The following is a 20,868-nucleotide window of genomic DNA, read 5'->3' on the forward strand; positions in this document are numbered from 1 at the left end:
CGGTGAGCGCGGTGAGCGCGGTGAGCGCGGTGAGCGCGGTGAGCGCGGTGAGCGCGGTGAGCGCGGTGAGCGCGGTGAGCGCGGTGAGCGCGGTGAGCGCGGTGACCTGATGGATCCGCGCTGCCCGACGCGCCAGTTGCTGGACCGCATAGGCACCAAGTGGACGTCGATGGCGGTCAAGGTGCTGGCCGAAGAGGCTCCGGGCGAGCTGCGTTTCGCGGAACTGCGGCGCCGGGTCCCGGGCATCTCGCAGAAGATGCTCTCCGTCACCTTGCAGAGCCTGGTTCGCGACGGTCTGGTTGGCCGCCGCGTGGAGCCCACCGTGCCGCCCGCCGTCCACTACCGGCTCACGGCGCTCGGCCTGTCCCTCGAAGACCCGCTCTCCGCGCTGCGGGCCTGGGCCGAAGCGCACATGCCGGAGATCGACCGCAACCATCAGCTCGCCGACGAGTCGCCCCTCGACTGAACCTTGGTCGGCGACGACCACCCAGACCTGGCGCTCAGGGTGCTTCCTGCCACCCCACTGATCCGCCTCAGCGCTGATGGTCGGCTAATCGCCTCCGCCGTCACCCCCGCCATCGCCGCCGCCGTCGCCACCGTCACCGCCGTCCGAACCCCAACCGTCACCGCCGCCGGAGTCGTTGTCGTCGCTCCCCGTGCCGAGGTTGCTGAACCAGGCGCGGTCCCAGCCGCCGTCGGCGGCGATCGGCTCACCAGCCGTCCCCGGGCGCCACTCCGCCCGGAACCGGGCGAGACCCGTCCCGTCACCGAGGCCGAAGGACACAGCGAAGACCTGCGCCATGACGGCATCCAGCGGGTCAGCACTCTCGTAGCGCACCGGAGACAGCGGCAGCAGTACCGAGTCCGGCTCGGGCACGGGCCGCCGCGGGGGCCGCATCAGCAGGGCGACCCGCCGCTCATCACGCAGCAGCCACGAACTGACCGCGTTCTCCCGCCGCAACACCCAGTGCTGCCCGGACAACCACACCTCCACCAGGCACTTGGACTTGCGCATCTTCTTCGTCAGCCCGAGCCGGGCCGTGGTGTCGCCGACCGTCAGGCGCAGTCCCTTGGACGGATCGGAGGTGTCGCGGGCGAAACCCTGGGGCGCCCGGAGCCGTACGACGGGAGCGTGCGGCCCCCACACATCCACGCGCACCAGGCGCCGGTCCACCGCGACGGTGATCGGCCCGGCGGGGCCGGTCGCGTAGCGCCGCGCGATCCACAACGGCACTCCCTCGGCCCGGGCCCGGGCCCCGAGGGCAGCCACCTGATCGGGCCCACCGCACTGCCGAACCGCCAACTCCCCCAGGGTGCCGGCGAACTCGGCCGCCTGACGTGCCCTGACCGGCGTAGTGGTGCCCGTGACACGGGTCACCGGAACCACCCCTGTCTCCTGCGGCAGTCGCTCCAGCGGGCGTTCCGCCCCTCCGCCGCCGAGCCAGCACCCGCGTTGGAACGCCTCCGCCATGGCGGCGAGGTTCAGCTCGCTCAACGGTGTGGTTTTGCCCCCTCTCCGCAGCTGGTCCGGGGTCAACTCCACTGTCCGGGCCAGCGGATTCCACGACCGCTCCCCATAGAGCACCGCACTCACAACCATCCCCCGTGTCTCGGTGACGTCCTACTTGCTGACCGCGAAGCGCATGAGGGCGTGCTCGTCCCCCTGCTTGATCTTGCCCGTCGTGTTGATCACTTCGAGCTTCCAACTCCCACCGACACGCACCGCCTTGGCCACGGCGCAGCCGTTGTCCTGGCTGAGCAGGCTCGGCCAGATGTCGGCGACCTGCTGAGAGGTGCCGCCGGTCGCGTCGTAGACCTTGAAGCTGATGTTGCGCGCCTTCTGGAAGGAGCTGCCCTTCTTGTACGCGGCGGCGACGAACACGATCGACGTGATGTTGGGCGGGATCCGGGCGAACTCCACGGTCACCGTCTCGTCGTCACCGTCCCCGCGCCCGGTCTGGTTGTCGCCGCTGTGCACCAGCGAGCCGTTGCCCATGGGGTCGAGGGAGTCGAGTCCCGCGAGGCGCACCGGGTCCCCGCCCTGGAGCGCGATGGCGATCAGGTCGAGGTCGGTGCCGCTGTTGCGGCGCAGCTTGCCCAGCACTCCGCCGCTGCTGCCGGCGGTGGGGTCCCAGGAGACGCCGATGGACAGGTGGGTCACTCCGTCCAGGTCCGCCGGGCCGTCTTCCTTGGTGAGCGTGATCATGTGTGGCGCTTCCTCGTCTCGAAATGGGACTACAACACGCAGAGTGTGCCCGGACCCTTCTCGGTTCCATGTGGCGGGTCCGTTGAGCACCGGTGAATCCCACGCATCCGGTCCGCGCATCAGCGACGAGGGGGCCCGGAGCGGCGGCAGAGCCCCGGCTCAGCGACAGGCTCAGTGATCTGCGGCGTCTCGACGTCGACGGGATGAGCCGTACGGAGACGCCGGTACTTCAGACGTACGCCTCCGTGGTGACGCGGGGACATCCCAGTACTCGTGAGGGACATCGAGGTTCGTCCCGGCAGGGGACGATCAAGATCATTCGCGACTCTAGCGTGGTTTGCGGCCGCGATCGGAGCGGCGCCTTGGTGCCCGTTCCCTGGAGTCCCCCATGCCTTCGAGTCCCGTCGTGTCACAAACGCGCCTGCACATGCTGTCCGTGTCAGGCCTGACGCTGGTCCTCGGTCTTTGGGGAATCGCCCGCGAGAACAGCATGTGGCGTGACGAGGCGGCGACGTGGACGGCAGTACACCGGACCGTGCCGCAACTCGGGCACCTGCTGGGGCAGATCGACGTCGTTCACGGTCTCTACTACCTGTTCATGCACGGCGTGTTCCAGCTCTTCGGCGACAGCCTGTACACGCTGCGCCTGCCGTCCGTCGTCGCCACCGCGTGCACCGCTGCGGTGATCGTCCGCCTGGGGTCTCGCCTGGCCGGCCGGTACGCGGGGCTGGTGGCCGGTCTGTCCTTCGCGCTCCTCCCCGCCGTTCAGCAGTACGCCCAGGAGGGTCGCCCGTATGCGCTGGTCATGCTGTGTGCGGCCCTGGCCACCTGGCTGCTCGTCGCGTCGATCGACGATCCGGCCCCAGGCCGCTGGGCGGCGTACGGCGCCGTCGCGCTGACCGCGGCGCTGCTCAACTGGTTCTCGCTCCTGATGCTGACCGCACACGCGCTCACCATCGTGGTGACGAGACCGGCAGGCACCGTTGTCCGACGCTGGGCGGTCACCGCGTGCACCGTGATGTTGTGCACGTCGCCCCTCATCGTCGCGAGCCAGGCGCAGTCACAGCAGATCGCCTGGATACCTCCGGTCGGGCCGAGCACCTTCCTCAGCCTCCTCCTGACCCTGGTCATCGGGGCAGCCTGCGCATGGGGCGCACGGTCCGAGACAGCTGACCGCGCTGCGCACGGCACGCAACCCACGCTCACCGCCGTCGCCCTGCCGCTCCTCGGCCTACCGCCACTCCTGCTGGTGGCGGTGTCATTCGCCCAGCCCGTCTACCAGACTCGCTACGTCCTCTTCAGTCACCTGGGCCTTGCGTTGCTCATCGGGGGAGCCTCCCAGGGGCTGGCGAGGCACTTTCGAGCGTCATCCCAGCGCATCGGCGCGGCAGTTCTGGCCATCGCCTTCGTCGGCCTGCTTCCCGTCCAGATATCGATCCGCGGCTCGGGCAGCCGCGTTGATGACGTCCTGTTCACGGCCCACGACGTCGCGGCCGCCCGTGAGCCGGGAGACGCGGTGCTGTACATACCCGCGGCGCGTCGTGACACCGCCCTCGTCTCGCCGAACGCGTTCACCGACACCAACGACGTCGCCCTGGCCCAAGATCCATACGTTTCAGGCACCTTGTACGGACGGGAGAGGTCACCGCGGGAGATTGCGGATGCCATGCTGACCGCGGACCGCATCATCCTCGTCAGCGACGTTCACGCGTCCGCGCCCACGACAGACCGTGACCGGACCAAACGGCACGTCCTCGCCGACCAGTTCGTCCGCTGCACAGAATCAACAGGTCACGGCCGCAAAGTCACGGTGTACCAACATCGCTCGTGCGACTCCGCCACACCATCGCGACCCGCTTCGACAAACCCGGCAGCGACAGGCCCCGGAGGGACTCGACTGGCTGAGCACGGAACGGTAACAAAGCAATGATCATGTGTAGTTGAATGATTGCGCACCGTAGCATCGCTGCCCCGGGTCATCGCGGTTGAAGTCCCGGTGGGCAGGGGGGCGTTGTGACAATCCATTCCGGGACACGTTTACGGTGTGCCCGCGTCGTGGCGGCCACCGGTGTGTGCGCGGGGCTGCTCGGCGTGCTGCTGACCGGCTGCTCGGCCGGCGGATCGTCCGACTCGGCGGAGCCGGACGGAACATCCGCGTCCGCGACGGACAGCACCACACCCTCGCCCTCCACCACCGAACTCGCCACCCCGCTCACGGATTCCCCTGCCGTCGAGACCACGGCCCCGCCCCCGTCGCCGTCCACGGCCGACACACCGCCGAGTGAGCCGACCGGTGCTTCCGCACTGTGGGGAACGCGGTACAGCGGAACAGCACAGGTCACGGTCGACGTGTACGACTACTGCAGCGCCGACGGTTCACGGCAGCTCGCGGACACCAAGACGTACTCCATGAGCACCACACTGGACCTCGGCCGCCCGCGCACCGGCGGAGGCGAGACCGAGACCAACCCCTTCTCCCTGCTGCTCGCGGTGGGGCAGCCCTCCGAGGCGGGCGCGGTGTCGTTCTGGTCGTCGGCCGTCAGCACCGGTTCCAGCCAGGACCTGGCGGGGAACCCACGCGACCCGAACCTGCTGCTCACCTACTGGGAACTGGAGTGGGACGACGGCGACTTGAGCGGACGGCTCACCGACCCCCACACCGAACAGGCCGTCGCCCTCAACCTGCTCAACTGGCCCGGTCTCATCGTCCCCTGCCGCTCCGACCTCGGCGAACTACCGGGCGGATACCCGCACGCCGTGGCCGCGGACACGACGCTAGGCGGAGAAGTGGACACCGCCAACGCAACCCTGACAGCGCAAGGCAGCACCGGCGACGGCCAGTTGGAGTTCCGGTTCGACTTCTCCGGGACCTCGACGTGATCGGCGCGAGACGACACACCGCGCTACCGGCAGGAACGGAAGACGGAGGGTTCTGTGGCCGGTGACGACCTCGACAACTGGGGGGTGCAGATAGCGCGTTGGGCGGCACCTGACGAAACCGTGCTCGCCGCGCAGACCACCCGCGCTTACGCCACCGGAGGCCGAGCGCGCCGGGACCTGTTCCGGACCGGAGGGCTCGCGCCAGGCGGCTTCGGCGGCGGAATCGTCACCCTGCTGCCCGAGCTGCTGGACGCACTGGCGTACGCCGCCGAAGCGGTCAAGGCAGCCCTGGCCAGCCAGGAGTTCGCCAACACCGTCTCCGCGGCGGCCCTGCTGGTCAGCCTGCGGGGCCAGCGCACCGGGCCGGAGCCGCCCCCGCCGTCGCGCCCCGCACCAGGCGCGGATGCGCCCAGCGGGCAGTCACCAAGGAGCGGCACAGAACCAGCGCATGCCGGCACCGACGAAGAGAACGCGGACGGCCAGGCCGCGGGCACATCACCGCAGCCGTCCGCCGATGCCGTGCTGGCCGCCCTGCGCATCTGCGGGCGGCTGCGGGCCCGGGGAGTCGACACCGCCACCGCCGAGGAACTCGTGGCCCAGCTGACCGCCCAACTGCTGGCCTCCGAGGACCGCGGCGGCGTCGCGGCCTTCCTCGACGCCCTGGTGGCGAACGAGCCGCCCCAACCGGCCGTGGGCGGATCCCGGCGCACACTCACCCCCGTACGCCATCTGACCGGTTCGCTCTTCGGGCTCCTGCGCCGCCGCACAGCACCCGCAGCCGACCCGGCACAGGCACAGGCACAGGCACAGGCACAGGCACAGGCACAGGCACAGGCACAGGCACAGGCACAACCTCCCACGACGGCGGAGGAGACGGACGGCGCATGAGCCCGGCGGATCCCGGTCGCCCAGCCCGACCGGCACCCGGGCGCGCCGATCGGCCCACAGGGTTGTGGGGGCCGCCGCCCTGGCTCTGGCTGACCCTCGGACTGTTCGCAGCGCAGGTCTCGTTCCTGGTCGACTGGGTGGCGTGGACGGCGTCCTGGAGCGGACCGGAGCACGGCCGCGGCCCTGCCCTGCTGACGGCACTGGCGCTGACCTTCGTGCAGTTGCTCCCCGTGGTCTTCCTGCTGGCCGGCGCGCTCTCCGTGGTCCCGCCCCAGCCACGCACCTGGTGGGTCGAGCGGCGCTACCAGTTGCGGCCGCCGGACCACGCACCGGACGGCACACCGCACGTCTACGACCAGATGCGGCGCTTCCTCACCCTCCAGGCGCCGGGCGTCGAACTGCGGGTCACCATGCGCCGGGACCTGCTCGCCCGTGTCTATCCCGGTGGTTGGCGCACCACACGCGTCGGCGTCTTCAACCCGCTGGTCATCCTGTGGCAGCGGGACCGGGAGGCGGCGGAAGCGGTCCTGCTGCACGAGATCGGCCACCTCCGCTACGGCGAACAGCATGTCGCCGGGCTCGGCAGCCCGTTCACCGGGCTGGTCAGGGCCTGGCCCTACGTCTTCGCGGTGTTCGGCCTGCTGCCCGTGGCGCTGCTGCTCGCCTCCGGGAACGCCGCCGCTCCCCTGCTGTCCGCGCAGATCGTCCTGGTGGTCCTGACCGTGCCCAAGATCCTCCTGATCGTGGTCAGCGCCCTGTGGACGGCGGAACTGACCGCGGACCGGTATGCGGCCGGGACAGCCGCACCCACGGCACAGCGGCGGGCACTGAACGCCTTGGCACAGTCTCCCCACGACGCCCTGGCCCGGCTCTACCACCCGCCCGTCCGACTGCGCCTGTGGTTCACCTCCCGCACCGAACAGCCCGTACCCCAGCTCCTGCTGGTCCTCCTGTGGCCCGCAGCGGTGCTCACCGAAAACCTGCTGGACCTGGGCGGCGCCGACGTGGCCTACCGCCTGCTCGACGACACGACGGCCGCAGACGCCACCCGCAAGGCTGTCTCGCTCACCCACGAACAGTTCGTCTCAGGTCCCACGTGGTGGGCGACGCTGGGCACGCTCGCCGCCTGGCCCCTCCTCACCGGCCTGTGGGCACGGCTGTGGGGGTGGCGTGGGCGAGCGACCGGCACCTTCCCACGCGCCTCGTACGCGACCTCCGCCCTGCTCCCCGCGCTGATTCTGGTCCTCGGACTCCTCACCGCCGGCCCGGAACCGGAACCTGGCGCCCGCTCCCAGGCCGACTCCCGTGCGGCAGGCGGCAGCACAACCAGCGGAAGCATGCCGCCGACGCCCTGCCCCAGTGCCTCGAAGCCGGCGGCACCCGCCCGACCTGAAGGGCTCCCGTCCTTCGACACCCCACGGGCAGCGGACACCACAGGCCCCCTCTCCCCCGCCGACAACCGGACGCGCTCCTTCCGCACCCTCCGCGTCACCTCGACAGCACCGCTGTCCGGATCCCTCAGCCAGGCCCAGGACATGGCGGACCGTCTGACCCACGCCCGCTGGAGGCTCAGCCCCGACGGAACGCTCACCGCCGCCGGCCCCGACTTCCCCGCACTGCGCACCACCGTCGTCCACGACGGCACACGCCTTCTGCGCGGCGAGCGCACTCGGACCACGGACGTCAGCGCCACCACCACCTGGGTGGAGGCGCGGCTGCACATACAGGCGGGCCGTACCGCACGACTCGACCTGATCCACGCGGCGACCGGCGTCACACACGCCGTGGTCGCCTGCCGGGCATTCGACTCCACCGTCACCACCGCCGCCCGACTGACCCTGCAACTGGAAGAGCGGTGAGGGGACTTCGCCTCCGGGTCGACGATCAGCCATCACTTCCCTGTTCCGGTGTGTACGCGGGAAGCGAACTCCTGTGCCCGGCAACAACAGTCTTCGGCCACAGCCAGTGGGTTATCGTTCCGCCGGTGGGCGGTGGGGCGCCCCGGAGGGGGAGTTGTGGGAGCGAATGGCGAGGGGTCGCGGCTGGTCGCGACCGAGGGCGGCCACCGGGTGACACCGGCCGAGCTCTTCTTCGACCTGGTGTTCGTGTATGCGATCACTCAGGTCACCGCCCTGATGGCGGCCGACCCGAGCGCCTTGCGGTTGCTCGGCGGGATGGTCGCGCTGGCGCTGCTGTGGTGGTGCTGGTGCTGTTTTGCCTGGCTGGGGAACGTCGTACGGGCCGACTCCGGCGCGATGTTCACCGTGCTGGTGTCCGTGATGGCGGTCGTCCTGATCGTGTCGCTGGCCGTGCCCGAGATCTACGACGACGAGCCCGGCGGGCTGCCCGCTCCTCTGGTCTTCGTCCTGTGCTACGGCGCCGTACGCGTGCTTCACCTGGTCACGTACTGGCTGTCCGATCCCGCCGATCAGGCTCTGCGCCGTGTGTTGCGTCGCACGGCCCTGCTCTCGGTGGCCCCGCCGTTCGCCCTGCTCCTCATCGGTGCGGCGTTCACCGGCACCACTCAGATCCTGATCTGGCTCGCCGCCGTGGCCATCGACTACCTGGGCATCTTTCTCACCGGTAAATCAGGTTGGCGGGTCGCCTCACCCGGGCATTTCGCCGAACGCCACGGCTTGATCGTCATCATCGCCCTCGGCGAGTCGATCGTCGCCATCGGCGTCGGCGTCTCCGGTTTCGCGCTGAGCACCCCGGTCCTGGCCGGGGCCGCCCTCGGGCTGCTCGTCTCCGTAGGGCTGTGGCGCCTGTACTTCCGTCAGCTCGCGGAGACGGTCGAGCACCGGCTGACCACGGTGACCGGCGACGACCGCACCCGGCTGGCCCGTGACGCGTACACCTTCCTCCACCTTCCCCTCGTGGCCGGCATCGTCATCACCGCCCTCGGCATGAAGAAGGCCCTCACACAGATCGCCGACACCGGCCACTACGACCTGACCGACCCCCTCCACGGAGTCGTCGCCTGGGCCCTGCCCGGCGGCGTGGGTCTGTTCATCCTCGCTGCGGCCGCTCTGCTCATCCGCACCACGAGCCACCGCTCGCCGCTTCTCCTCGCCGGCGGAGCCGTCTGCCTGGTCGCGGGACCCGCCGTCGCCGTCGTCCCCTCACTCGTCGCCCTGGCTCTCCTGGCCGCACTCGTGACTGCCCTGGTCGTGATCCAGGACACCACCGTCCGGCCTCATGTGACCACCGCCGACTGAGCCTCGGGCCGGCCGGTCCCTGCGCAGGTCAGCGAGGAGAAACGGGGGGGGGGCCGGCTGGTCATCGGCTCCGTCGCTGCGCGCCGCCTTCGAAGCGCTGTAGACCTTGAGCTGTTCATCGGGCCGCACGCTGGTGCTGGACCGGTTCGCCGAGGCGGTCGTGCCTCGGGGGCGGCTGGCCGGCCCCGAGGAAATCTTCGAGGCCGCCCTCTTCCTGGCATCGGACGCCTCGTCGCCCGTCACCGGCGCTGAACTCTTCGCCGACTCGAACGGCTGGGCGTCCGGCAACGCCCCACGCCGGCCGGGACCGCCTCGACGCCCGACGCCGGCGGGCAGGCAGCACAGCCGGGCCGCGCAGCGAGCTGCCGGGTGGACTCGACGACGAGGAGGGGTGGTGGGTGATGGTGGAGGCGTGCACGCAGGTCGGGCGGTCCACGCGGCCTGCTCCCCCACCACCCCGGCCGTCAAGGCTGAACCTGCTGCTGCGGGTGATCGACCAGCTCCAGTGCCTGCTCGACGCTCTCCGACACCGGGACCGTGATGCTCACGCCGGTGAGATCCAGGATCCGGCACACGGCGGGCTGCGGCGAGATGATGTGCACGCTGCCTGGCAGGTCCCGGGCTTCCTGGTAGACGCGGAGAATGATGTTCATGCCGGACGAGTCCATGAACGGCACGTCCGTGAGGTCGAGCAGGAAGTGGCGTCGACCGTGGTGCAGTTGGTTGGCCAGGTGATGCTGGAACTCGGTCGCGGTGTCGACGTCCAAATAGCCCTGCACCGTGATCAGGGCCACGTCGTCACGCAACAGGGCGACCTCGACGGACAGGGGGTTCTGGGCAACGGACACGAGTGCCTCCAACGACGTGTACTACGGCCGGACCTGATGAAGCGCTGGCCTACGGGTCGCGGCGGGTGCCGCGCATGCGCGCATACCCCTCGACACACACCTCATGCCCCCCGCGTACCAGGCCGTTCGACGTTTCCCGGCAATACGTGACACGGTGGGAGGAGCCCAGCGGCCGTTCCCGGCCGCCAACCCCCAGGGAAGGGGGACCAACCATGGGCACTCACCTCACCGTGAGCCCCGGCGGCTATGCCGCCACGCTGACCGTGGACGACGACATCGACGACCGGGTGCGGCCTGCCATCGAAAGCGCGGCGAGCGAGCTGCCGCCGTCGGTGCGGCGGCTCACCCTCGACCTCGCCGGCGTCGGCTTCACGGACTCGGCACTCCTCCACCTCCTCCTCACCGTCGACGGCTGCGTGGCGCGCCGCGGCGGCCTGCTGAGGGTCGTCGGTCTGCGCCCCCAGCCGCGCCGCCTGCTCGCTCTCGCCGCCGATGTGCGCCCAGAGCCCCATTGGGAGGTGTACCTGCGCTCCCCGGGCCCGAACTGAGGTTCGCACCCTGGCGCAGCGGGCGCCACGCCCGGCACGCGGAGCGGAGGCGGCCCGCATGTACGCGAACGAGCCGGGTATCCGCTGCTGTGGGCACACGGCAGCGGCTCGCCACGATGATTCGCTGCACACCGTACGACAGAGCCCCCGAGCCATCGTCCTCAGGCGACGCGCCCTGGTCCGCCCGGGTACCGGACGCGACGCCGGAAGGCGCAACCTCGGGGCGCACTCGTCGGTCTCTCTACCGGGACACCGGCCGCCTCCGCCATGCTGCGCAGGCCGCGCGCAGCGCGCGTCGGCAGCGCCCCGTGACGGTGGCGGGCCCGTTCAACGAAGGCATCGAAAGGCCGTCCGACATGACAGAAAACGCAATGCACTTCGCCCTCGGCCAGCGCCGTCGGCCGACTGTGGAGGAGCCCCGGGCACTGGTCCAACGGTGAGCCGGCCCGACCGCACGGCCGTGGTGACGACCGCGGCATCGGCACGGGACTACGCGCGGGCGGTCGTACGGGAACAGTGGGACACGCAATCCCGCACGGCGCGGGAAGAGGATGTCGTCGATCTGCTGCTCGTCGTCTCCGAACTCGTCAGCAACGCCCTGCGGCACGGTGACGGACTCGCCGCCTTCGAGGCCACCGCCACCGACGACGGAGTCCGGCTGACCGTCCACGACCACAGCGATGTCCTTCCTGACGTCGTCCATGGTTCCGGTGCTCTCCCCCTGCCCGGGCAAGGGCAGGGGTACGGCTGGCCGATCATCATGCGCCTGGCCCGTGACATCCGCATGGAACGGCGCCCCGGCGGTGGAAAGGCGATCAGCGTGCTGGTCCCGCTGCGCGGCCGGCCCCAGCCTCCTCACCAGGGCAGAAACACGTGAATTTCCTTGCCGTCCGGCTGAGTGACGACACTGACCTGGCTGCACAGCGACTGGATCAGATACCAGCCGACGCCGCCGCCTCCGTCGCGATTGAACGGGCGCGGGGCCGGCGGGGTGCCGCTCGTGTCGTGGACGACGACGTGGACACCGTCGAAGGTCCTGCGCAGCCGGACCTCGAACGGGCCCGGTGCGTACTGGACCGCGTTCGCGGTCAGCTCGGCGACGACCAGGAGGACGTCGTCGGGGTGTTCCGGCGCGCTCGGCGGCGCCACGCGCGCGAGATCCTCCAGGAAGCGCTCGGTGTCCAGTCGCGCCTGCGTCACATCATGCAACTCGCCCCGGTAGCGCATGGCCTGCTCCGGGTCCTTCCCGGACGCCGCATTTTCCTGCCAACGGTGATCAGTCGTCATCTCGCCTTCCCACCAGGAGCCGCGCCGCTGCCGGCCCGACTCGCTCGTCCCTGCGATTGCCTGTCTTCCCGAAGGCGACGAGGCTACTCATGGGAAAGGCAACCGAACCGCCCGTCTACGTCACCCGGATGCCCACGACACAGGTGTCGTCGTCCGTGTCCGACCTGCTGTGGGTGAGCAGACGGTCCAACTGCTGTTCGAGCACAGGCTGAAGCGGGCGCGCCGTGGTCAGCAGATGGGTCAGCGACTCCTCCACGGAACGGTCACGCCGTTCGATCAGACCGTCCGTGTACATCAGCAGGGTGTCGTCGACGGCCAGTTGCATCTCCTGCTCCTCGTACACCGCCTCCGGTACGGCACCCAGCAGCATCCCTTTGACCAGCGGCAGCGGGGTCGCCTCGGTGCCGCGCACCAGGACCGGCGGAAGATGGCCCGCCCGGGCCCAGCGCAGGCTGCGGCGCTCGGGATCGTACAGACCGCAGACCGCTGTGGCGGTGACGGCCCCGGTCAGATGGTGGGCCACCATGTTGAGCCAGGACAGCAGCTGGCCCGGCCCGGCACCGGTGACGGCGAGGCCACGCAGCGCGTTGCGCAGCACGACCATGCTGGTGGCGGCCTCGATTCCGTGTCCGGCCACGTCTCCCACGCACAGCAGGACCACCCCGGCGGGCAGGACGACGGCGTCGTACCAGTCACCGCCGACCAGTTGCTCGGTCTCGGCGGGTCGGTAGCGCACCGCCACCCGCAGTCCGGGCGCCTCCAGAGGGGCCTGCGCCGGCGGCATGATGGCGTGCTGCAACTGGAGCGTCAGCCGGTGGCGTTCACTGGCCTGCTGCTCGGTGTGGGCGAGTTGGTCGCGGGTGGCGGCGAGCGCCACCTCCGTCCAGTGATGGGCCGAGATGTCCTGATATGCGCCTCGTACGAGGTGCAGCCGGCCGTCGGAGTCGAGCACCGGCTCGGCGGCCACACGCAGATGCCGGGTGACCCCGTCGGGCCGTTGCAGCCGGAAGGCCGCGGCGGCCGGCCGGTGGTGGTGCAGCAGGGTGCGCAGGAAGCGGCCGATGGCGACCGCGTCGTCCGGGTGGGCGTGGGCCGGCAGGTCCTCCAGCGGGACCGGGCCCAGGGAGACCGGCTGGCCGTAGAGATGGTAGAGCTGACCGTTCCAGGTGATCTCGCCGGTCAGGAGGTTCTCCTCGAAACCGCCGATGCGGCCCAGCCGCTGGGCGTGCTGGAGCAGGTGCGCCAGGCGCGCCGTCTCGTCCTCTATGCGCCAGATGAGCAGCACGCTGCCGCCGTGGCGGCTGACGCTGATGTCGGCGACGGCGGCCAGCGGCACATCGCCGACCAGCGCGGTGAGCCGCATGCGCTGGGCGCGGAACGGCTCTCCCGTGGCATGCACGCGTTCGACCTGCTCGAAGAGTCCGCCGTCGCCTGCGGCCATCGGGTACGCCTCCAGCAGCAGCGCCCCGTTGACGACGCCCCGCGGCCGGCCCGCGGGATCCTGGAAGCGGGCGTTGACGTGGTGGATCCGGAAGTCGACGAGTTCGCCTCCCGCGTCGACGTGCGGGACGAGGACCAGGGCGGGGTCGTGGAGTCCGTCGGCCAGGTCCGTCAGCTCGGCGGCGTCGGGCAGGATGCGGGGGCTGCCGTCGGGCCGGTGGAGGGCGTACGTCTCCAGGGTGTGCGCGCACAGCTCCGCCAGCGCCTCGATCTGACGGGCGATCTGCGGGGGCTGGGGTTCCAGCGGGGCCGGCCAGACGATCTCCAGGACGCCGTGGATGCGGCCCGCGGCCGCGGCGGGCATGGCGACCCGGCCGCCGTGCGGGAACTGGTGCTGGCCGACGGAGGGCAGAGCGGTGTCGGACAGGGAGTCGATCCACTGGCCGGTGCGGGCGGTCAGGCCGCGGCGCGCCACGGTGGTCACGCCCGGCGGTACGTGCCGCCAGCGACCCGCTTCGGCGCCGGAGAACCCGGCGCTGCCCGCGAGGGTGAGCGATCCGTCGGCGCCCAGCGCCCAGATGGCCACGGCGACCGCGCCGAGCGGGGTCAGCGCGTGCGCCAGCAGCGAGTCGGCGACGGTCTGCGCGTCCTGGGCGGCCAGGGCGGCGCTCTCCGCGGACCGCAGCCCGACGGCGGAGGGACCCTGCCCCGCCGGGCCGCGCTCCTGGGGCTCTCCCGTCGTGGCCGCGAAGAAGGCGGCCGTCACCTCGGAGAGCCGGTCGCGTGAAGCCTGGTTGATCACCTCGACGGCGAATTCCAGCGGTGTCACACCGGCTTGTTCGGTGAGTTCGGCCAGTTGGCGGGCGGCCTGTGCCGGACCGCACTGCAGGCGTTCGACGAGGATGCCCTTGGCCAGCTCGATCAGGGCCCGCCCGTCCGCTTCCGCCTGGGCGGCGCGTACCTCGCGCCGCAGGCGCTCCACCGTCGACGCGAGCCGTCCGACGGGAGAGATCCGGTCGGCCGCGTCCCCGTCGTCGCCCGGGGCTGCCACCGTGTCCTGTCCGCTGCGGGCGGCGGGCAGCGCGGCGGCCACCCGCCCGAAGGACGGGTCCCCGGCGGTCGCGGGAACGTCGGCGGACTGCTCGCCCGTACCGGCGCTCGCGGGGTCGGGGGGCTGCTGGGGTCGGCTCACGATGAGGCTGTTCCTCGCTTCGAACGTCCGGGGAGGGCGGAGGGCCCGCGGGGGCTTGCTACGGTGCGGTCCTTTCTCATGCGGGCAGCCAGCGCCGGACGCGGCCGATGAGGTCGTCGGCGTCGACGGGCTTGGTGACGTAGTCGTTGGCGCCCGAGGCGAGGCTCTTCTCCTGATCGCCCGGCATGGCCTTCGCGGTGACGGCGATGATGGGCAGATCGGCGTACTGGGGCATCTGCCGGATCTCCGCGGTGGCGGCGTAGCCGTCCAGCTCCGGCATCATCACGTCCATCAGTACCAGGGAGATGTCGGGGTGGGCGAGCAGCATCTCGATGCCCTTGCGGCCGTTGTCGGCGTGCAGGACCTGGAAGCCGTGCAGTTCCAGCACCCCGCTGAGGGCGAAGAGGTTGCGCGCGTCGTCGTCGACGACGAGGACGGTGCGGCCGATGAAGGAGTCGTCCATCACCGGGGGAAGGGCCTGCTGGGGCTCCTCGGCACGGACCAGCGGCAGCACGTCACCGGGATCCTCCGCGGACAGGTGCAGGGTGATCTGTTCGCGCAGTTCGTCCAGGCTGGACAGGAAGACCAGGGGCCGGCCGCCCGCGCGGGCGCGCAGGGACTTCTCCCATGCCAGGTCCACCCGCTGGCTGGTGTGGACGAGCACGGGCACGCTCGTCAGCGCAGAGTCGCCCTGCATGGCTTCCAGCAGTTGTGCGCCCTCCTCGTCGGGCATGCCGAGTTCCAGCACCACGCAGTGGCAGGGCTCGGCGGCGAGCGCCGCGGCCGCCTCCTGAGCACCTACGGCGGTGATGATGTCGACCGCCCCGCGCTCGTCGTCGGGGTTGTGCGCGATGTCGGAGGCGGCGCGCTCGGCGACCAGGGTGAGCAGTCCGCGCAGCCGCTCCTCCACCACGAGCAGACGGCGCCTGCGGTGCTCGGCCGCGACCAGGGCACCGGCCGGTGCCTCGGAGCCGGCGGTGTCGTCCAGCTGTTCCGGCGACCGGCCGCTGCCGAGCACGTCCTCGAAGTCGGCCCGGGCCACGGGCAGGAACAGCGTGAAGGTGCTGCCCTGTCCGGGGGTGCTGTCGACGGTGACGGCCCCGCCGAGCAGGTGCGCGATCTCCCGGGTGATCGACAGTCCCAGGCCGGTGCCGCCGTACTTGCGGCTGGTGGTCCCGTCCGCCTGCTGGAACGCGCCGAAGATCGTCTCCAGTTGCTGCGGGGGGATGCCGATGCCGGTGTCCTTGACGCGGAAGGCGACGATCGGTCCGCCGCGCAGGACACCGATGGGCACCTCCCGGTCGGCGGCGGGCTCGATCCGCAGTTCGACGCCGCCCTGCTCGGTGAACTTCACCGCGTTCGACAGCAGGTTGCGCAGGATCTGGCGCAGCCGGGAGTCGTCGGTGAGCAGATCGGCGGGGGTGCCGGGCGCGGTGGCCACCGTGAAGTCGAGGCTCTTCTGGGTCGTCATCGGGCGGAACGTCGCTTCGACGTACTCCAGGAGTTTGCGCAGCGGGACGCGCTCGGGGGCGACGTCCATCTTGCCGGCCTCGACCTTCGACAGATCGAGGATGTCGTTGATCAGCTGCAGCAGGTCGGAGCCCGCCGAGTGGATGATGCCCGCGTACTCGACCTGCTTCTGGGTGAGGTTGCGTGAGGGGTTCTGAGCGAGCAACTGGGCCAGGATCAGCAGGCTGTTGAGCGGGGTGCGCAGTTCGTGGCTCATGTTGGCCAGGAACTCCGACTTGTACTTGGACGCCAGGGCCAGCTCCTGCGCGCGGGTCTCCAGTTCCTGGCGTGCCTGCTCGATCTCCAGGTTCTTGGCCTCGATGTCACGGTTCTGCGAGGCCAGCAGGGACGCTTTCTCCTCCAGTTCGGCGTTGGAGCGCTGCAGTTCGTCCTGCTGGGTCTGCAACTCCTCGGACCGCGACTGCAGTTCGGCGGTCAGCCGCTGGGACTCGTCCAGCAGCTCGTCGGTGCGGGCGTTGGCCACGATGGTGTTGAGGTTGACGCCGATGGTGGGCATCAGCTGGGTCAGGAAGTCCTGGTGGATCTGGGTGAAGGGGATGACGGACGCCAGCTCGATGACGCCGAGGACCTGCTCCTCCACCACGATCGGCAGCACCACCAGGGCGCTGGGCACGGCCTGCCCGAGGCCGGAGGAGATGGTCACGTAGCCCGGCGGCAGATCGTCGACGGCGATGGCCCGCCGGCTGCGGGCGGCCTGCCCCACCAGCGAGCGCCCCACGGGGATGCGTACGGGCCGGTCGACGTCGTCGGGCCAGCCGTACGACCCCACCAGCCGCAGCTCGGGCCCGTCCTCGGTGTCCTCCGCCAGGTAGAAGGCGCCGTACTGGGCGGTGACGAGCGGCGTGAGCTCGTCCATGATCAGTTCGGCGACGACGGGCAGGTCCCGGTGGCCCTGCATCAGGCTGGAGATACGGGCCAGGTTGGTCTTGAGCCAGTCCTGCTCCTGGTTGGCCCGGGTGGTCTCGCGCAGGGACTCCACCATGGAGTTGATGTTGTCCTTGAGGTCGGCGACCTCGCCGGAGGCCTCCACGGTGATCGAGCGGGTCAGGTCGCCCTCGGCGACGGCGCTGGTGACCTCGGCGATCGCCCGCACCTGCCGGGTGAGGTTCCCCGCCAGCTCGTTGACGTTCTCCGTCAGGCGCTTCCAGGTGCCCTCGACGCCTTCCACCTCGGCCTGACCGCCCAGCCGACCCTCGCTGCCCACCTCACGGGCGACGCGGGTGACCTCTGCGGCGAACGACGACAGCTGGTCGACCATCGTGTTGATGGTGGTCTTCAGCTCCAGGATCTCGCCGCGGGCGTCGACATCGATCTTCTTCGACAGGTCACCGTTGGCCACGGCCGTCGTCACCAGGGCGATGTTGCGGACCTGGCCGGTGAGGTTGTTGGCCATGGAGTTGACGTTGTCCGTCAGGTCCTTCCAGGTGCCGGCCACGTTCGGCACATGTGCCTGTCCCCCGAGCCGGCCCTCGGTGCCGACCTCGCGGGCGACGCGGGTGACCTCGTCGGCGAACGCCGACAGGGTGTCGACCATGGTGTTGATGACATCGGCCAGGGCGGCGACCTCGCCCTTGGCCTCGACAGTGATCTTCTGTGACAGGTCGCCGCGTGCGACGGCGGTGGCCACCTGGGCGATGGAACGGACCTGGCCGGTCAGGTTCGAGGCCATCACATTGACGTTGTCCGTCAGGTCCTTCCAGGTCCCCGACACACCACGGACGATCGCCTGGCCGCCCAGATTGCCCTCGGTGCCGACCTCGCGGGCCACCCGGGTGACCTCGTCGGCGAACGCCGACAACTGATCCACCATCGTGTTGATGGTGTTCTTCAACTCCAGGATCTCGCCCCGCGCGTCCACCGTGATCTTCTGCGACAGGTCGCCCTGCGCCACCGCGGTGGCCACCTGGGCGACATTGCGGACCTGCGCGGTGAGGTTGCCGCCCATGAAGTTCACGGAGTCCGTGAGATCGCGCCAGGTGCCCTTGACGCCCTTGACGTCGGCCTGGCCGCCCAGCCGGCCCTCGGTGCCGACCTCGCGGGCCACCCGGGTGACCTCGTCGGCGAACGCCGACAACTGGTCCACCATCGTGTTGATGGTGTTCTTCAACTCCAGGATCTCGCCCCGCGCGTCCACCGTGATCTTCTGCGACAGGTCGCCCTGCGCCACCGCGGTCGTCACCTGGGCGACATTGCGGACCTGCGCGGTGAGGTTGCCCGCCATGAAGTTCACGGAGTCGGTCAGGTCCCGCCAGACGCCGCCGACCCCGGGGACCTGGGCCTGACCGCCCAGTCGGCCCTCGCTGCCGACCTCGCGGGCCACCCGGGTGACCTCGTCGGCGAACGCCGACAGCTGGTCGACCATCGTGTTGACGGTCTCCTTCAGCTGGAGGATCTCGCCCCGCGCGGGCACGTCGATCTTCTGTGACAGATCTCCCTTGGCCACCGCGGTCGCCACCTGGGCGATGTCACGCACCTGAGTGGTGAGGTTGCCCGCCATGGCGTTGACCGAGTCGGTCAGGTCGGCCCAGGTGCCCGACACACCCGGCACCTCGGCCTGGCCGCCCAAGGTGCCCTCGGTGCCCACTTCGCGGGCCACGCGGGTGACCTCGGAGGTGAACAGCGACAGCTGGTCCACCATGCCGTTGAAGACCGTCGCGATGTCGCCGAGCAGGCCCTCGCCGTCGCGCGGCAGTCGGGTGCCGAAGTCACCGTCCCGGACGGCGGTCAGTCCCGCCAGGAGTTGCCGCAGTTCCGGCTCCCCCGGGGACCGGTCCACGGCCTCGATCGTCTTGCCGGTCATGCGCACCCTCGTTCCGCTCCCCAAGAGCCCTCACTGCGAGGACTCGGAACCGCGCCGGGCCGAGACCGGCCCCGCCACCGCCCGCATTTCCGCACTTCACCAACGCGCACGATGAAGAAATCCGGTGAAGGTTAACTCAGTTGTCGCGTGACAACCAAAGCCGCCCCGGAGACTTCCGAGTGCCCGCATCCCATGCCGCGGAAACGGCATGACCGAGCCTTATCTGGGTACCCGATGGAGTTTGCCTACACGGACAACGCCTCACTTTGCGAGCGCCTCATCGAGGTTCGGGTGGCAGGTGACGATGAGATCGAGTCCGACCAGCTGCACCGTGCGCAGCACCGCGCCCTGGACGCCCACGAGCCGGAGCCAGCCTCGCGCCGCCACGGTGGCCTGATGGGCGGCGATCAGGGCGTTGACGCCGCTGGAGTCCATGAACGCCACCCGGGTCAGATCGACGACGACCCGTGGTGCGGCGCTGACGTCCGCCGGCGGCAGGGCCCCGCTCAGGGCGCCCACGCTGTGGTGGTCCACCTCGCCGTCCAGGCTGAGCACCGTGACGCCGTCAGTGTCGGTCCTGGTCACGGACAGACGGCCGTGACCCGCTGCTTTCTGGTTGTCTGCCACTCGCGTCCTCTGCATGCTCGGTCGGGCCGGGCCACGCCTTCGTTGCCAACGCTGCCCCGTCACCGGGCGCACGATGCCTGTCGGCGGACTCGTTAGTGAAGACGCGGCAGGACTGAGACGTGAATTCAGGGGTAGGCGCGCGCTCATGAACGGGGTACTGCAGACGACCGTCCTGGAGCCCGTCCCGCGCAAGGAGTGTTCCTGGATGCCGGAAGAAGCGCCGGTCGAGACAGCCCTGGCCCTGGACGGGGCGGCCGGCTGCATCGCCGACGCGAGGGCCAGGACGGCTGAGTTCCTGGCCCGGGCGCACTCCGACCACGATTTGCCGGTGTCGGCACGCGCCCTGGAGCTGGCGCAGCTGGTGGTCAGCGAGCTGGTCACCAACGCCCTCAAGTACGCGCCCGGGCCGGTCATGCTGGAACTGCGCGCCGCCGCGGACTGGCTGGACATCACGGTGTGGGACACCGAACCGGCGCTTCCGACGGCGCGCAGGGCCGATGCCGGGAGAGTGGGGCAGCACGGGCTGGAGATCGTCATGGCCGTGGTCGACGGCTTCGAGGCGCACAGAGAGCCCGTCGGCAAACGGATCACCGCACGGCTCCCCCTGCTCGACCCTCCCCTGCCGGGCCTCGGCGGCTGACACGGCTCCCCAGCCCGCCGACCGGGTGTGTTCGCGCACGTCGGCGCGGTACCCGGCGCCGAGCGGCGGAGGTTCCCCGCTACGCACGCTGCCGGGCGGGACCATTCGCCCTTGCGACGGGCGTCCCTACGATGGCTCCGGGTGCGGTGCTTGCCGAGCGGCGCTTCGGGTACCGCGTTGGGATGAGGGTGGTATTCGTATGCGCACGCGCTTGCTGAAAGCGATGGGGTCGTGAGCCGGCTCGGCGGCTTCGGGCACGACCGGCCGGGCGGCGCGGGCGGCCCGGACGAGAAGGCTCTTTCCCTGGCACGGGAGATGTCCGATGCCGTGGACGGGCTGGTGCACCTGTGGTCGACGGCCGGGCAGGAGGCGAGCATGCGGCTGTCGGCGCACCAGCTGCGGGCCCTGCGCATTCTGGAGTCGGGGCCGGGTCTCAACCTCACCGCCCTGGCGGAGAGCATGGAGATAGGGCTGCCGACCGCGAGCCGACTGTGCGACCGGTTGGAGGCGGCCGGTCTGCTGGAACGTGTGCTGCACCCGCACAAGAGACGCGAGGTGCAGCTCCACCTCACCGGTCAGGGCCGGCAGGTACTGGGCCAGGTCGCCGTGCACAGGTCGCATGCGCTCGCCGTGGTCCTCGCGGCGATGGAACCGGCCGACCGCGAGGCGTTGCTCCGGGGCATGCGCGCCTTCCTGTCGGCACAAGAAGGCCGACCGGGCGGCGCCGGTGACTCCTGAAACTCCGGCACCGGCCTGCGGCCCGA

At 70.6% G+C, this 20,868-nt stretch carries 17 protein-coding genes and 1 pseudogene; 11 read left to right on the forward strand and 7 right to left on the reverse strand.

The window, feature by feature from the left end; genetic code table 11:
• Positions 1–109 precede the first annotated feature (109 nt).
• Positions 110–466: a helix-turn-helix domain-containing protein gene (locus ACFUO4_RS01340; protein WP_079311767.1), complete on the forward strand. Its 357-nt coding sequence runs from the start codon at positions 110–112 to the stop codon at positions 464–466.
• A gap of 84 nt (positions 467–550) precedes the next feature.
• Here ACFUO4_RS01340 and ACFUO4_RS01345 read toward each other — a convergent pair whose 3' ends face one another.
• Positions 551–1,495 carry a hypothetical protein gene (locus tag ACFUO4_RS01345; protein ID WP_383478526.1) on the reverse strand — a complete coding sequence of 315 codons (945 nt, stop codon included), beginning with the start codon at positions 1,493–1,495 and terminating at the stop codon, positions 551–553.
• A 126-nt stretch (positions 1,496–1,621) separates the two neighbouring features.
• On the reverse strand, positions 1,622–2,206 hold the full coding sequence (locus ACFUO4_RS01350) for a TerD family protein (RefSeq protein ID WP_079311768.1): 585 nt from the start codon (positions 2,204–2,206) through the stop codon (positions 1,622–1,624).
• 388 nt (positions 2,207–2,594) lie between these two features.
• On the opposite strand from ACFUO4_RS01350, the gene ACFUO4_RS01355 reads away from it, so the two are divergent.
• The 6 genes and pseudogenes from ACFUO4_RS01355 to ACFUO4_RS01380 form a co-directional block, all read left to right on the forward strand.
• Entirely contained in the window at positions 2,595–4,136 is a 1,542-nt protein-coding gene (locus tag ACFUO4_RS01355) for a glycosyltransferase family 39 protein (RefSeq protein ID WP_383478530.1), read from the forward strand.
• A 125-nt stretch (positions 4,137–4,261) separates the two neighbouring features.
• The gene (locus ACFUO4_RS01360) at positions 4,262–5,086 is read left to right on the forward strand and encodes a hypothetical protein (protein ID WP_383478533.1); all 825 of its coding nucleotides are present in this window, start codon (positions 4,262–4,264) and stop codon (positions 5,084–5,086) included.
• A 54-nt stretch (positions 5,087–5,140) separates the two neighbouring features.
• Entirely contained in the window at positions 5,141–5,974 is an 834-nt protein-coding gene (locus ACFUO4_RS01365) for a hypothetical protein (RefSeq protein ID WP_383478536.1), read from the forward strand.
• Positions 5,971–7,833, forward strand: a complete 1,863-nt coding sequence (locus ACFUO4_RS01370; RefSeq protein ID WP_383478539.1) for a M48 family metalloprotease — start codon at positions 5,971–5,973, stop codon at positions 7,831–7,833. Before ACFUO4_RS01365 ends, ACFUO4_RS01370 begins: the two co-directional genes overlap by 4 nt.
• A gap of 156 nt (positions 7,834–7,989) precedes the next feature.
• Positions 7,990–9,192 carry a low temperature requirement protein A gene (locus tag ACFUO4_RS01375; protein WP_383478541.1) on the forward strand — a complete coding sequence of 401 codons (1,203 nt, stop codon included), beginning with the start codon at positions 7,990–7,992 and terminating at the stop codon, positions 9,190–9,192.
• 139 nt (positions 9,193–9,331) lie between these two features.
• Positions 9,332–9,457, forward strand: a pseudogene (locus tag ACFUO4_RS01380) (SDR family oxidoreductase); the annotation flags it as partial.
• A gap of 199 nt (positions 9,458–9,656) precedes the next feature.
• Here the strand turns inward: ACFUO4_RS01380 and ACFUO4_RS01385 are convergent.
• On the reverse strand, positions 9,657–10,040 hold the full coding sequence (locus ACFUO4_RS01385; RefSeq protein WP_383478544.1) for an STAS domain-containing protein: 384 nt from the start codon (positions 10,038–10,040) through the stop codon (positions 9,657–9,659).
• A gap of 212 nt (positions 10,041–10,252) precedes the next feature.
• On the opposite strand from ACFUO4_RS01385, the gene ACFUO4_RS01390 reads away from it, so the two are divergent.
• Together ACFUO4_RS01390 and ACFUO4_RS01395 are read left to right on the forward strand one after the other, a co-directional pair.
• Positions 10,253–10,588 (forward strand): STAS domain-containing protein, encoded by a 336-nt coding sequence (locus ACFUO4_RS01390; protein WP_179143598.1) that lies wholly within the window; start codon positions 10,253–10,255, stop codon positions 10,586–10,588.
• A 436-nt stretch (positions 10,589–11,024) separates the two neighbouring features.
• Positions 11,025–11,465, forward strand: coding sequence for an ATP-binding protein (locus ACFUO4_RS01395; RefSeq protein WP_383478548.1), 441 nt, complete (start codon positions 11,025–11,027; stop codon positions 11,463–11,465).
• On the opposite strand, the gene ACFUO4_RS01400 is transcribed toward ACFUO4_RS01395, so the two are convergent.
• From ACFUO4_RS01400 to ACFUO4_RS01415, 4 genes are all read right to left on the reverse strand, one after another.
• A complete protein-coding gene (locus ACFUO4_RS01400; RefSeq protein WP_383482209.1) occupies positions 11,444–11,815 on the reverse strand; it encodes an ATP-binding protein in 372 nt (123 codons plus the stop codon). The genes ACFUO4_RS01395 and ACFUO4_RS01400 overlap by 22 nt on opposite strands.
• 175 nt (positions 11,816–11,990) lie before the next feature.
• A complete protein-coding gene (locus tag ACFUO4_RS01405) occupies positions 11,991–14,507 on the reverse strand; it encodes a SpoIIE family protein phosphatase (RefSeq protein WP_383478551.1) in 2,517 nt (838 codons plus the stop codon).
• Between the two features lie 76 nt (positions 14,508–14,583).
• Positions 14,584–18,837, reverse strand: coding sequence for a HAMP domain-containing protein (locus ACFUO4_RS01410; protein ID WP_383478554.1), 4,254 nt, complete (start codon positions 18,835–18,837; stop codon positions 14,584–14,586).
• Positions 18,838–19,098: 261 nt separating this feature from the next.
• A complete protein-coding gene (locus tag ACFUO4_RS01415; protein WP_383478557.1) occupies positions 19,099–19,422 on the reverse strand; it encodes an STAS domain-containing protein in 324 nt (107 codons plus the stop codon).
• A 187-nt stretch (positions 19,423–19,609) separates the two neighbouring features.
• Here ACFUO4_RS01415 and ACFUO4_RS01420 point away from each other — a divergent pair, with 187 nt between their 5' ends.
• Positions 19,610–20,104: an ATP-binding protein gene (locus ACFUO4_RS01420; RefSeq protein WP_383478560.1), complete on the forward strand. Its 495-nt coding sequence runs from the start codon at positions 19,610–19,612 to the stop codon at positions 20,102–20,104.
• Positions 20,105–20,335: 231 nt separating this feature from the next.
• The gene (locus ACFUO4_RS01425) at positions 20,336–20,842 is read left to right on the forward strand and encodes a MarR family winged helix-turn-helix transcriptional regulator (protein ID WP_383478563.1); all 507 of its coding nucleotides are present in this window, start codon (positions 20,336–20,338) and stop codon (positions 20,840–20,842) included.
• The last annotated feature ends 26 nt before the right edge of the window (positions 20,843–20,868 follow it).

This window comes from Streptomyces sp. NPDC057280 (assembly GCF_042668605.1).
Lineage (GTDB): Bacteria > Actinomycetota > Actinomycetes > Streptomycetales > Streptomycetaceae > Streptomyces.